General features: G+C 41.5%; 11 protein-coding genes. 2 read left to right on the top strand and 9 right to left on the bottom strand.

The genetic code is table 11. From position 1 onward, the window contains the following. The first annotated feature begins 153 nt into the window (after positions 1-153). Positions 154-516, top strand: coding sequence for a hydroxyisourate hydrolase (gene uraH, locus NSQ84_RS07185; protein WP_327873173.1), 363 nt, complete (start codon positions 154-156; stop codon positions 514-516). 1030 nt (positions 517-1546) lie between these two features. After that, positions 1547-1987, top strand: a complete 441-nt coding sequence (locus NSQ84_RS07180; RefSeq protein ID WP_339212491.1) for a hypothetical protein — start codon at positions 1547-1549, stop codon at positions 1985-1987. A gap of 1155 nt (positions 1988-3142) precedes the next feature. Here NSQ84_RS07180 and NSQ84_RS07175 read toward each other — a convergent pair. The 9 genes from NSQ84_RS07175 to NSQ84_RS07135 all read right to left on the bottom strand — a co-directional run bounded on the left by NSQ84_RS07175 (position 3143) and on the right by NSQ84_RS07135 (position 14258). After that, on the bottom strand, positions 3143-3673 hold the full coding sequence (locus NSQ84_RS07175; protein WP_082829479.1) for a (2Fe-2S)-binding protein: 531 nt from the start codon (positions 3671-3673) through the stop codon (positions 3143-3145). Further along, positions 3655-5910 (bottom strand): xanthine dehydrogenase subunit D, encoded by a 2256-nt coding sequence (pucD, locus tag NSQ84_RS07170; protein ID WP_327873896.1) that lies wholly within the window; start codon positions 5908-5910, stop codon positions 3655-3657. Before pucD ends, NSQ84_RS07175 begins: the two co-directional genes overlap by 19 nt. A 50-nt stretch (positions 5911-5960) precedes the next feature. After that, positions 5961-6830 carry an FAD binding domain-containing protein gene (locus tag NSQ84_RS07165; RefSeq protein WP_339212750.1) on the bottom strand — a complete coding sequence of 290 codons (870 nt, stop codon included), beginning with the start codon at positions 6828-6830 and terminating at the stop codon, positions 5961-5963. A 444-nt stretch (positions 6831-7274) separates the two neighbouring features. Further along, positions 7275-8300, bottom strand: a complete 1026-nt coding sequence (locus NSQ84_RS07160; RefSeq protein WP_327873897.1) for an XdhC family protein — start codon at positions 8298-8300, stop codon at positions 7275-7277. Between the two features lie 62 nt (positions 8301-8362). After that, positions 8363-9061 (bottom strand): NAD(P)H:quinone oxidoreductase, encoded by a 699-nt coding sequence (wrbA, locus tag NSQ84_RS07155; RefSeq protein ID WP_094245580.1) that lies wholly within the window; start codon positions 9059-9061, stop codon positions 8363-8365. Positions 9062-9154: 93 nt separating this feature from the next. Continuing rightward, the gene (locus NSQ84_RS07150) at positions 9155-10390 is read right to left on the bottom strand and encodes an amidohydrolase family protein (protein WP_339212487.1); all 1236 of its coding nucleotides are present in this window, start codon (positions 10388-10390) and stop codon (positions 9155-9157) included. After that, a complete protein-coding gene (locus NSQ84_RS07145) occupies positions 10383-11741 on the bottom strand; it encodes an amidohydrolase family protein (protein WP_339212483.1) in 1359 nt (452 codons plus the stop codon). Before NSQ84_RS07145 ends, NSQ84_RS07150 begins: the two co-directional genes overlap by 8 nt. 42 nt (positions 11742-11783) lie before the next feature. Continuing rightward, the gene (locus NSQ84_RS07140; RefSeq protein ID WP_327874102.1) at positions 11784-12794 is read right to left on the bottom strand and encodes an ABC transporter substrate-binding protein; all 1011 of its coding nucleotides are present in this window, start codon (positions 12792-12794) and stop codon (positions 11784-11786) included. Positions 12795-12917: 123 nt separating this feature from the next. Next, the gene (locus tag NSQ84_RS07135; RefSeq protein ID WP_327873889.1) at positions 12918-14258 is read right to left on the bottom strand and encodes an FAD-binding oxidoreductase; all 1341 of its coding nucleotides are present in this window, start codon (positions 14256-14258) and stop codon (positions 12918-12920) included. Positions 14259-14288 lie beyond the last annotated feature (30 nt).

The following is a 14288-nucleotide window of genomic DNA, read 5'->3' as shown; positions in this document are numbered from 1 at the left end:
AATAATAACCAAAGAAACTACACGCTGGTTAAATAGTGAAAGAAAGCCGTGATTCAAATGCCATGCCCCGTCAGACAAGCGCTTCCAAAGTAACAAAACGGGCTTCCAAAATGAAAAACGAGGCAAATAAAAAGGTCAATAAGGAGATGGAATATGAAAGGATTAACAACACATATTTTAGATTTAACTCACGGTACGCCTGCACAAAACGTCAAAATCGAGCTGTTTTCTGCTACAGATCAAAACGAAACGGAAAAACAGCTGCTCAAAACCGCATTCACAAACGAAAACGGTCGGGTTGACGAACCGCTCATCACTGAGCAGCAATTAACACCGGGAACTTATGAACTTCTGTTTTACATTGGAGATTATTTTAAAAACAAAGGTTTATCCTTGAAGGAACCGCTGTTTCTTAATCACGTCGTCGTCCGCTTCGGCATTTCTGATGCAAATACCCATTATCATGTTCCATTGCTTATTTCACCGTGGGGGTATCAAGTGTATCGGGGAAGTTAATCGGATACAAATACTTTCTTCAACAACGTCATGAAAAAACGGGGCCTTCCAAAAGTCAGCGTTACTGACTTTTGGGAGACCCCCTTTATTTAAAAAAGCAAAAAAAATCGTCCCTTCTAGTAAAATAAAGTTGCCTCACAACATTTCAGAAAGGACGATTTTATGAGCAACAATTGGAAGCTGGAGCGAAACAAAAGAAAAACAATCAAAACAGATAAAGATGAGAACCAAACCTAGAGGAAGCCGCTATGAAATTAGAAGAAAAAGTGGAAAAGTTATCAGAAGAAATCGAAAAGGAAACAGATACAAACATACATAAGGACAAACAACAACAGCGCAGTCAATGAAAGAAATCTGTGAAGCAAATTCGAGAAGATTTTATCCTACGGCAGGTTAAATACAAGGAACAAAAAGAAATCTTTGGCAACCGTAACAGCTATTCTAAAACGGATAAAGACGCAACCTTCATGCGCATGAAAGAAGACCATATGAAAAATGTGAAAAAACGGAACTCATCAATATATATTTCAAATTTACTATTTACGTTCATCTCCTCTATCAAATACATCAGGCTATCAGCAAACAGGCTTACGCCCATAATAATGCGATTCGCTACTTTTATTTTACATTCAACAAACACTTTGGATATGAGGATAAATTTTTCAATATTGTAAAAATGGAAAAAAGGAATATAATACTAGTAAATATGTTAATATTTTGAAAAATTAGAAATAAGGAGGATTTTAAAATGCTTAAGAAAATAGGTTTATTGTAATTGCATTTTTATTTTCCCTAAATTTTACTAGAGTAGAATTTGCTGCAGAAAACGATGCAAATGTTAATGAAGAAAGTCTTACACAAGAAGAATTAAACTATCTGTAAATGAAGTTGGCAACACTCAAGAAAAAGCTGATGCTCCATTGAAGTTGCTAGACAATTAATTGAAGAGGGAGCTAAAGTTATAGATTCTAGATCAAAAATTATTACTATATATGAACCAAAAGATGTTAAACCAGGACAAATTAGTACTATGGGAACTATTGCTTCTTCAACTTTAAAATTAGGTGGAACAGTATATAAAGTAACTAGTGATCGTTCAAAAGAAGATAAATTTTATATATATGGTAACTTTCAATGGTTAAAAACACCTTCTTTTCATTTAGTTGATAAAATGACTATTGGTTTCCCTTCAAATTCAGGATTATATCTACCAACTAGCGGAGGAACAGTAAAACAGCACCAACATAGATATTCTCAAGATCCTCAAGGAAATGGACGTTCGATTGATTATTCAATTAAGTATTCTCCGAGTAATTGGGAGCCAAGTGCTGGTGTGGCTGGCTCATATGATTTAAAACCTTCTACTAGTCATACAAAACACAAAGGGTACATTGGTCAATATGTATATTTTCCTAAATCAAAAAATGCTAAAAATGGAATATGGTCATCAAAGAATTGCTGGAACACCTAGTATATCAATTTATCCAGCAGGTTTATCAATCACGTCAACTCCAAAAACAGATACAAAATCATACGCATTAACTTTATCTTATTAATCTAGTTGGAGTGGTAAGTCTATGATACAAACGATTGCCAACTTTATTCTTATTCTAGTTGTATCGGTAATTTTATTTTATATACTTAATTATGATACTTCTTTAGATAGTGAATTAATACTATCTCTTTTAATTATCATTTCTCTACAAACATCATTGATATTAGCTATTTTATTAAAAAGAAAATAACTTTCTTAAAGGGATTGTCCAAAAGTTGAACTGTCCCCTGTCAAGCAGACAATGGAAATCATAAAATTGCTTTAAACGGCTTGAGCTCTAAATTCTAATGGGCTTAAGCCGTTTAATTTTTCTTGATAGCGTTTGTTATTATAAAACTCTTAATCGCTTGTTGTAACGCTTTAAACGTTTCATATCGTTTCAGATCATACCTTTCACACGTTCAGGTTGCCCAAAAAGATTCCATTGGGTCGTTTTCCATGCAGCGTCCCACTCTTGACATACTATGTGTTCGCTTTGCTTCGATTATTCGCTTCTTAAGCCCATGAGATGTACTATAAATCAAAAGTTGTTTATGTTCTTTTAAACTTGTGATAGATTAAGTCCTGAATGTTGTGTAAAAAAAGCAGCGGTTTGATTTGCCAGGAATCTAGGGCAGGGTTGGACTTGACCCTTGCGATAGCGTGATCAACTGTTTGAAACACAAATTGATGATTGTTCGAATGCCCTAATACATAACTATACAGATCTAGAATTGCACTCAAATACGCTTTTTTACCGTTTCCTATCTTGAATTCCGTGACATCCGTCAGCCATTTTTCATTTGGCTTACTTGCTGTAAATTTGCGATTTAATACATTCTCAGCCACATGCACCGCTGATGATGAAACGTAACGGTTCTTTTTACAACGAATCACAGATTGAATACCGGTTGTTTTCATCAGGCATATATTTGTTTATGGGTCACTTATTTTCGATGTATGACGAATTTCATTCGGCGATAGCCATAAATTTTTAACGCTGCAGACAAGGAAACAAGCCGAAAAACGCTAAAATCTATAATTTCTTTCAACTGATCATGTTAAAAAAAATCGCCGAACTGCTCCGCCTTCTTAACATTTGCTGTCTAAGCGAGAAGTTTCTTTTTCAGCAAGCTTTTGAACTGCTCTAATAATACCGGAGTAGCCTGTGCATCGGCAAAGATTTCCTGATAAACCGTCAACTATTTGCTGACTAGTTGGATTCGGATATTGATCCAAAATCGCTTTGACAGCCATAATCATTCCTGGGGTGCAATATCCGCATTGGAAACCTCCCTCTTCCAAAAACGCCTGCTGAATCGGATGAAGCCCTTTTTCCGCAAGTCCTTCAATTGTAACAATTTCTTTTTCATTTGCTTGATAAGCTCTGACTAAGCAGGCATTCACTAGCCTGCCGTTCATGATGACAGAACAGGCGCCGCAGCGGCCAATTCCGCAGGAAATCTTTGTGCCAGTCAGATGCAGCTGCTCTCTTAAAATGTCAACTAGCCGAGCGGCCGGATGAATCTCAAGCTCTTTCTTTTTGCCATTCACAAAAATCGACATGCGCATTCGTTCTTCAGACGGTAATTTTATACTTGCGCTCATTTGCTTGTCAGCCATTTGCTCATCTCCGTTTCCATCATCTTATTGACGATTTCTTCCCTTGATACCGGCAGCTTATTCACCCAGATGCCAGTCGCATCATAAATGGCCATTGCAATGGCAGGGGCAACAGCAACCGTGCCAATTTCCCCGACGCCTCTTGGTCCATATTCATCCTCTTCGCACAACTCCTCGATTGCGGTGATGTCAATTGAAAGGGGGACATCTTTTATCGTCGGAATTAAATACGAATCAAAGTTTTCCGTTACATATGATCCTTTTTCTATCAGCGCTTCTTCCGTTAATGTATAGCCTAACGCCATCACGGATCCGCCTTCAATTTGCCCCAAATATCCTTGCGGAAAAATAACAGGACCAGCGGCAACGGCTTGCTCTAAATGTTTTACACGAACAAATCCAGTTGCCAGATCCACTTCCACCTTAACGGCACAAGCTGCAAACGAATATAAAAAATGTCCGCCTGGTATGGAGCAAGGGGTTGTCGGAAAGTCAAATCGAGTTTCAATGGTTAACGGTTCATCCATCGTTTGTTTTGCCAGTTCTTTGTATGAAATCAGCAGCTCATCTTGGTGCCAAACACCTTTTTCGCCTATTTTTAATTGACTGACTGGCACATCCGTACATTGTGAGGCTCTTTCCAACAGGTTGTTTTGAAACGGAGCTTTCATCCGTTGAATGGCTTGCCAAACCATGCTCGTACCCCTTGAAGCAGTTGATGAGCCTGAACGCGGGACTTTGTCCGTATCGCCGATGACAATGTGTAAATCCTCTCGGGAGCAGCCTATTGCTTGAATGACAATTTGTTCAATCACTGCGAGCAAGCCTTGGCCAAATTCTTCAAACCCAAAAGCAATTTCGATTTTTCCTTCCTCGTTCAATGAAATTCTCCCGCCAGCCGGATCTAAACGTCCATAGCCCAGCCCTCCGCCGTGCATGGTGATTGCCACCCCGACGCCTGTCTTAATCAAGCCGTTATGATCTTGTTTTCGGCAGCTGTTTAATAGTTTCGATTGGCTGATCTGTTTTAAAACTTGTTGAGCGCCGTCAGTTGGGGCGATTTTTTGCCCGACAGGACCGGGATCATGTGCCTGGCGCAGATTTTTTTGCCTGAGTTCAAGCGGACTCATTCCAAGCTTGACCGCCAAGCGATCGATTTGCCCTTCCAATGCGAAGGTTACTTGGTTTCCACCAAAGCCTCTAAATTCACCGGCAACGCCGTTATTCGTAAAAACCGAATAGCCTTCAACTTGAATATTCGGGATCATGTATGGGCCTGTCGCATGTTCAACCGCAAAATCCAATACTGCAGGACCTAACGTTGCATATGCGCCGGTATCCGCTATAATTCGCACTTGATGGGCGATGATTTTGCCGTTTTTTTTCGCACCTGTTTTCATTTTAATTTTCATCGGATGCCTTTTGATTCCTGACCGCACCGATTCCCTTCTCGTTTGATGAATTTTTACAGGAAATCCCGTTTTCAGCGCCAATAAGGCTCCGTACGGCTGGATGTTTAATTCGTCTTTTCCGCCAAAAGAGCCGCCAAGCGGGCTTGAGACGACGCGGATGTCTTCTTCCGGCATATTTAAAATGCGGGCTAATTGATAGCGGTCTTTATATCCATGCTGAGTGCCGGCATACACCGTCAAAGTGCCGTCTTTTTCCGGAACAAACACCCCGCCCTCTGTTTCCATGTACGCATGCATTTGCCTTGGAAGTTGATACGTTTCCTCTACAATACAGTCGCATGATTGAAATGCTTCTTCCACATTGCCGCTTTGATAAGATGCTTGGTGTAGGATATTCCCGTTCGGATGGAGCTGCGGAGAAGAAGGGAGCATAGCCTGTTCCGGATCATCAACAACCGGCAGCGGCTCATATTCCACTTCGATCAGCTGAAGCGCCGCTTCGGCGATTTCCTCTGTTTCCGCAGCAACAGCCGCGACAGCATCGCCGACAAAACGAACTTTATTTTTGCATAAAACAGGCTGATCAGGAAAGATTAAGCCAAACCCGTTTAAACCTGGAACATCCTTGCTAGTAATGACAGCCCGAACTCCCGGCAATTCCTCCGCTTTTTCCGTTGAGATCGAAACGATATTGGCATGCGGATATTCGCTTCGCAAAATTTTTGCAAACAGCATATTCGGAAACGAAAGATCTGTTAAAAACTTTAAATGTCCAGTTACTTTTTCTACTCCGTCCGGTCTGATGCACACTTGTTTCAATCTCAATCCCTTCCCTTCTTCATAATCCCAATTGAAAAAGCTCGTATCTGAATATATTAATCTTTCTCCTCTAATTTTTTTAGCTCTGCTATGACTATGTTGGCGGCGACCCGCCTGCGGTAATCCGCTGAAAAAAAAGCATCGCCGACAGGTTGAAATTCAGAAAAGACCGCCTCATGCACCTTTTTTAGCATAGCGGACTCAACCTTGCGTCCGGCCAGCAATTGCTCCGTTATTCTTAACCGCCTTGGACGATTCTCGCCTCCGCCTGCTGCCAACCGCGCAAAGTCAATTGTTCCGTTGTCATTTTGGCCGATTATCCCTGCAATGGTGACGACAGAACCTGAAAACGCCTCTCTCCTCCCAATTTTTTGATAAAAATGGACATATGATGGCGGAGCTGAAATTTCCGGCACCACTATTTCCGTTATAAGATCATCCTTGAATTCTTCATTCAACCAATGATCTAAATCGATTTTTTTTATGTCGTCCCCATCAAAACAACCGATTTTCGCTTCCATCACTAACAGGGCGGGGATGGCATCACCAATTGTTGAGGCGACGTTTCCGCCGATCGTTCCAACATTGCGCACGGCTGGTGCAGCAATGGTCTTGACAGCTTTGGTCAATAAAGGCCATTTCGCTTTTATAATGGGATGGCGGAGGCAGTCAGCCAATCGGATAAGCGCCCCCAAGTGAAGAAAGTTTTGGCCGCCATCTTCTTTTTCATATATCGCTTCTAAAATTTTTATGTTCTCAAGGCTGATTAAATGAGATGGCTGCGGTGCTCCTTTTTCCCATTTTGTTTGCCATAATGTTCCGCCGGCTATAAAGTGTGATTCTAATTGCAATAGCTGCCGCAATCGCCATGCTTCTCTTAAATCTGTTGGCATCCATATTTTTGAGGACAATGTTTTCAACTTCATCCCCCTTCCTTTGATAGTAAAATAACGTGCTTTTGCAACCATATTGCGATAAGAAACGGAAATGCCTTGTGGACGTCCGCATTTGACCGATTGTGCACCATTATCGCCTGTCCGCTTCCTTAAATGGGGATAACAAAATCGGCGGACTCGGCAAGCGATCCAGCTTGGCAGCATCCTCATCAAACAACTTATTGCTGCGTATCAAGTTTCGTATTGAAAAATGAGATCGTTGATGATTTCCAGTTGAATAAACGGCTGTTTTGTGCAATTGCACCGCTTGCTCTGCTATCGACTTTTCCAAGCCGACTGTAAAAGAACTCTAAAAAGGGGCTTGACAAGTTTAGATACAGCGTCGGTACATAACCATCGGTTCGTCTATTGGTCAAGTGAGCTTTGGCATTCCGATTAGTGCCTGGCTTTTTGTGAAATGTGATTGCGGCTTCATTATGCACGCACCTTCTGAGGAGATCGAAGCTTTTTCAATTGAATTAATTCTGCTAAAATGCTGATCGCAATTTCTTCAGGGCCTTCTGCCCCAATAGACAAGCCGACAGGTGAATGAACGTTTCGGGGAATTTCCTGATCTCCCAGCAAGCGTTTTGTCCGTTCTTTTGAACCGATGACCCCGATATATCGCAGATTTTGCTGCAACAACAGCTTTAAAAGCTCTTGATCCTGTTGAAATTGGTGTGTCAGCAGCACAACAAAATCGCGGGGGGAAAAAGATATTTTCGTTGCCGCTTCCCGCGGGAAAGCGATGATAAGCTGATCGGCATCAGGAAAACGCCATCTATTGCACAACGCTTCTCCCCAATCACTAACGATAACCGAAAAACCGGTCCGTGAAGCGAAATGCGACAGTGGTACAGCATCCGAACCGGCACCGAAAATAATCAATCTCGGTTTAGGCTCAAATCGCTGAACATATACATATGAGGACAGTTCATTGACCCAAACTAATCCGCTTTTCTCTTGCGCAGCTATGGCATCGATTTGTTTCGGCACCGCACCAGCCCATTCCCCGAACGTTTCCGTGTCTTCTGTAAAAAATAAATAATTGCTTACGGAAAAATTTTTGCCGAGTTGTTTTAGGATGAAAACGTCCTTGCCGTTTTGAAGCAAATCATGCAGCCGGGATAAATGCTTTCGCAAACGGTCATCGATGCACTCCAACAGGATGCGTATGACGCCGTTGCAGCCGGCGCCTTTTCCCCACGACAAGTCATCTTCGCTTTTCAAGTCATATACGATACATTGCGACTCGCCCTCAAGCAAAAGCTTCGCCCTTTCTTGCAGGTCATTTTCAAGGCAACCGCCGCTTATTACGCCGATTGTTTCCCCATCCTCCTGAATCAGCATTGCTGCTCCTTCTTTTCGGTAAGCGGAGCCTTCCACATCAATAATAGTGGCAAGCACAGCCTTTTTTGGCTCAGTTGTTGCAATCTTTAAAATTTCATGGATATCGTCCATAACAATTCCCCTCTTACTGAAAGAAAAGTAATGAGAATGATTGTTTTGTTCAAACGCAATCATCAGCTGTTTCTTTCTCTTTGCATACACAATGCGTTGGCAATATACGCCACGTTTCTCCCTAGCCGACCAGCCATTTTTAATTCGTCATCAGACGGCTTTCGCGAACCATCAGGGCCGGCTAAAACTGTTGGTCCATACGGAGTTCCGCCAATGGGGGCGTCTGTTAAATATTCCGGATTTTGAGTATAAGGTAATCCGATAATGATCATTCCGAAATGGAGAAGCGGTACGATGGATGTTAAGATGGCCGCTTCATGCCCGGAATGAATGGAACCAGCGCTTGTAAAGATGCCCGCGGGCTTTCCCTCCAGTGCGCCTTCCACACAAAGGTCGCCGATAGTTTCTAAAAAATATTTAACTTGGGACGGCATCGATCCAAAATACGTCGGAAATCCCCATATCACTCCATCTGCCCAGTGGAAATCTTCTATTTCCGCTGTTTTAAATATTTTCTGCTTTTCGCTTTCACGCTCATAATTTTCTTTTCTTTTTCCAATTTGAAATGTTGCGGAAATTCCTTTTTTATCAATCATCAACGGATTTTCTCTAATAGCCGGAATTAAACGATCAGTAAATTCGGGAATTTTTACACATCGTACATCTGTTTTCTCAATCGCCTTTGCTCCTTCGCAAACTGATTGCGCCATTTGTCTTATATGTCCGAAAGCACTATAAAAAACAACTAAAATATTTGCCATAAAGCTTTCTGCTCCTAACCTTTTAAAATTACAAATAAAAACCGATTTGAATATTTCTATATCAGTATTGGGACAGAATCAAAGCCTTTTAAATTACATATAAAAAACGGTTTCCATCGGATTGGTGTGAAGCAAAACTCTGCCCTTCTTTATCACATAGCGGCAATGGGGCTGAAGGCGAATCAAATCTATAGCATGATCAACCGGGAACGTAATGATATTTGCTTCATTTCCTACCTTTATTCCGTAATCGTTGATTTGCAGAGCTTTAGCTCCGTTTATCGATATCATGCTAATCAATTCCTCCAATTCCTTCATTCCCGTTAAATGACCTGCATGAGCAGCCATATGTGCAGCCTGCAATATATTCCCGTTACCTAACGGATAAAACGGGGTCATGATATCGTCATGGGCGATGCAAACATTGATATTTTTTTGCAGCATCTCTTTTATTCTCGTAATCCCTCGCCCTTTAGGATAGGAATCATATCTTCCTTGCATTGCCGTGTTGATCAGAGGACAAGCTACAATATGAATTTTGGAACTCGCAATCAAATCTAATAATTTGGCAGCATAATTATCCGGATAATAGGCCATTGCACACGCATGACTTGCAGTCACTTTGTCCTCCAGTCCTGATGAAATCGCCAATGATGCAACTGTTTCAATAAACCTCGATTGCGGATCATCGATTTCGTCACAAAAGAAATGAAGAAATAGGCCGTATTTTTCAGCCAAAGAAAAGCAGAATCGAATGGATTCGATCCCTTCCTCCCTCGTTCGCTCCAAGTGAGGAACAGCACTGACCCCGTCAGCGCCCAGCTTGATTGCTTCAAGCATCCGTTCCTGATTTTCCGGACATGAGAATAAACCATTTTGAGGAAAAGCAATGATTTGCAAATGGATGATATCCTGCAAGTCTGATTTCAGCTTCAGCAATGTTTTTAAAGCAACGAGACGTTCATCGGAAATATCTGCGATCGCTCTTACATATAAAACACCGAATTTCATTAACTGATTCAGCGCCTTCCTGGCTCGCTCGTAGACATCTTCCATCGTCAAAGTTTGCTTCCGTTCGTTCCATAATAAAATTCCTTCTAATATCGAGCCGCTTTGATTCCAGCTCGGCTCTCCGGCAGTAAATGCCGTATCAAGATGAATATGTGTTTCGACAAATGGCGGCATGGCTAAATCTCCACAGCCGTCTATCACTGCTTTTCCTTGCAGGGGATAAGGGGAAATTTCAGCAATGATCCCGTTTTGAATCCCGATAAAATGATGCCTTTCTTGATTGGGCAGTCTGATATTTTCTAATACAAGGTCATACATATTGTAAATTCCTTTCAAATTTTACATATTGGCTTTCCGTCTCGTGCTGATACATCAACAACTGGCGATCGTTCCAATGTTCAGCTTTTTTAGATTGATAGAGCAGTTTTCCGTTTCGGAACACATATCTTTCAACAGGCAGATTCGTAAAGATGTCTTCTACTGATCTAGCTTTTAATAGAACGAAGCTTGCCTTCGCTCCGCATCTTACACCGTAATTATTTAAATTTAATAATTTGGCCGGATATTCGGTAATCATCCGAATAATTTGTTTTAGGCCTTCACCGCTTCCTAAATGGGCAACATATGCAGTTAGCAAACCGATTTGCAGCAAATCCGCCTTCCCGAATGGATGAAATGGATCATGAACATTATCGGAAGCAGCCGCAAGCGTCGCCCCGCTTTGCAAAATTTCATGAATTCTTGTGACGCCACGGCGGACAATCCCTTGATCAAATCGACCTTGCAAGTACATATTGGCACCCGGCAGCGTCACCGCTCCAATTTGTGCCGCCGCCATCCGTTCAATTAAAGAAAGAGCTTTTTCTTGTTCCATTGGCGCCAAAGAGCAAAGGTGGCCGGCTACAACTCGATTGTGAAATTGCCGCTCCATTGTTTTTTGGATAATATAATCCAGTGTGCATACGTTCGGATCATCACTTTCATCTACATGCAAATCAATCGGTTTGTCGTACTTTTCTGCCAACGAAAACAAACCGTCAATTTGCTTCTCAGGGTTTTCAGCTAAATGAGGAGCTCCGCCAATTCCATCAGCCCCCATTTTGATCGCTTGTTCAATCCATTCCAGCTCTCTTTTCGAATCGTCGTCAGGCAGTAAAAACATTGGAATGACTTGAATCGTAATGTATTGTTTTAATTTTTCTTTTACGTTTAAAACAGCTGTCAACGCCCGGAACACAACGTCTTCCCCTAAAGGCAATTCAAAATTGACATGTGTGCGAATGGCTGTTGTACCATGGCTTAGTGCATTCAGTGCAGTTTTCATCGCCCGATACTCAATTTCTTCCACCGTGAAATGGGGAGATTGCTTCCGGTAATTTATTACTGCTTCTTGAAGCGTCCCGCTTGCGTTCGGAACTTTACTGAGAGAATAGGCTTTATCTAAATGCATATGAGCATCAACAAAGCCGGGCAGCAACACATATCCTTGACAATCAATGAATGAATCGGAAGATGAGTTAAGGGCCTCTAAAGTTTTAAAGTCTTTGCGCTGAAGATAAGAAGGCTGCTTTGTGATTTTTTCATATCGATCATCGTTAATGATGATTTCAAAGAGAGAACCAGGATCTTCAAGCGGCAGACAAACATTCAGCAAATGCTGTTGACTCATAGCTTTCTCCCCTTTTTGTCCAACTTGCTCCGAGGCGCATTTTTAATTTTTCGCCAAAAACTCGTTTGTGTAGGCATTGGCGATATCTTCTTTCTTTTTAATTAAACCTAGTTCATAGAGTTGATTTTGCAAGGTGTTCCACCGTTCTTGAGACATATAGCCGAAGCCGTGGTCTTTCGCATCGTGCCCGAAAATTAAGTTCAGCTGCTGTTCAGCCCCATATTCGAGCGCCTCCATTGATAAATCAGGATTATATTCATGTATAAATGGATTTACTTCATCCGAATGATCTTTATAATACTCCCACCCTTTCGTTGTCGCTTCCATAAACCGTTTGACGAGTTCAGGTTTTTCTTTGACCATTTTTTCGGTTGTAAATATTACATTGCCATAAGGCTGGTAGCCGGAATCGTGTATGAGCAAATATTTCGTTTCGATTCCTTGCTGCTTTAAGGCGAAAGGCTCTGCCGTAATGTAGCATTGGGTAACTGACTCTTTATTCTCTATAAATGGGGTCAACTGTCCGCTATATGCCATTTCTTTCGCATTGTCGAGCTGATAGGCCTTTTTTATATATGCCCAGTACCCTGTTCCAGGTGCCGTGTACACCGTTCGCCCATTCAAATCGGAAAAATCTTTAATAGTTTGATCAGCATGGTACAACAACGCCTGCGGGTTCACTTGAAAAATGGCTCCGATCGCCACAATGGGTATTCCTTTATCGCGAGCTAATAAAATATCGTCAGCTTGAGTGATTCCAAAATCAGCTTCCCCAGATGCCACTATTTGAATGGGGGAAACTTGCGGCCCGCCTGGCTCTATTGCCATATCAATGCCTGCTTCTTTATAAAAGCCTTTCATCAAAGCTGCATAGTTGCCTCCATGTTCCGGTTCGGCAAACCAGTTCGTGACTTGCTTCACTTTTTCCAATTTTTCTGAGTCCTCTTTGACTCCTTCGTTATTAGTTGAAGCTGATTGGCTGCCGCATCCAGCTAAAAGAACGAGTAGAAATAAAATGAAGATTTTTGTATATCCCTTCCCTTTTGCCTGCATACGAATCCTCCTACTATTTTTGATATTTTTCTAGTTACATTTCTGCTTCATGCCAAGAACCTAGTGCCGATAATAAGAACTTTTTTCGGTATATTTCAGCCGTTTCAATTCATTTTCCCATCGTTACACTTGTGCATAAGAGGTGACGTCCGCTATTTTTCCTGGATTCAGCAAATGAAACGGATCATTTTTTTGCTTGATTTTTATGATTTCATCCATTCGTAAACTCCAACCGCCGAATCCCAACAAATAAGTATGCGGATCATGCACTTTAGCTCCTATATTCAGGAAAAATTGTATGATTTCATACAGCCGTTTCTCGCTTGTAAAACGAACGACCGGCAAGGCCGTTGGAATAATTGCTCCGTTTCTTTTTATAAATTCAAAATGAAGAAGGACTTCTTCACCAAATTCCTTTTTTAACAAATGGACTTGATGATAAAGGTGTTGAATATCAAACTCAACTTGCAAGTAAGTAATATTGTCTTCATTTTTGCAGGCCCACAGCGTGGAGTGGTTCCAAGTAAAATCCGAAAGGCGGACCCCTTTTCGATACTGATTGGCAGGAATGGTATGTGCCAATATTCCTTTATGTTCGGAAACGAGTTCGACAAATTCACTTTTTGCTTTTTCATCGACCTCAATCATCGTTAACGTTTTTTCAGGCAAAATATATTGTTTTAAAGGAGCGAAATGCTTTGTCAAAGCTTCTTCACATACTGATAAGAGCCTTTTTTTCATAGTTTCTATTCCCGAAAATTGATGGGCGAAATTTATCGCTTCATCTAAATGGTCATGAAAAACCATTGCTTGCATCCAATCTGTTTTCTCCTCGATCGGCAATTGCAGCTCTGTCATGACACCTAAAGTTCCGTAATTGTGAATATATTGCTCGAGTTTATCGCCTGAAACAACAATTTTTCTCGGCTTTTCCTCAATTGTGTAAACGAAAGCGCTGTGCACATTGCCGTCCCACAAATTGCCCCATGTAATGGAGCCGATTCCTCCCGATCCTCCCGCCACAAAACCGCCAATCGTTGCTTGAATATATGTGCTCGGCATAATTCGCAGCTCTTTTCCGCTTCGCTCTAATATCCGTTCAAGCTTGCCGATTCTTATTCCCGCTTGTACCGTTACAGCGTTTTCGCCGATTTCAAGTACTTGATGAAACCTCGTCATGTCGATCACAATACCGCCTTGAAGAGGTACGGCCTGACCATAATTTCCTGTTCCAGCACCTCTGACCGTAATCGGAATTTTTCTTTTTACGGCGAATGATATTAACGAAACTAATTCCTCTTCTGACTCCGGAAAGGCGATGCAATCGGCCAGTTTATCCTTTAGCTTTTGTGCGAGAATGGGTGAATACCAATAATAATCTTTAGAAAATTTTCCTCTTGAAGCTGCATCGAACAGAACTTTTTCCTTCCCTAAAAGCTGCTGTATTTCTTGTTTCCAAGCCATGCTTCCACACCTCCAAAGTTTTCTTTATGT

The sequence above is a fragment of the Aeribacillus sp. FSL K6-3256 genome (genome assembly GCF_037965805.1).
Taxonomy (GTDB): domain Bacteria; phylum Bacillota; class Bacilli; order Bacillales; family Aeribacillaceae; genus Aeribacillus; species Aeribacillus composti.
The sequence above is the reverse complement of the archived record's forward strand: the minus strand, read 5'-3'. Positions and strand labels throughout refer to the sequence as shown.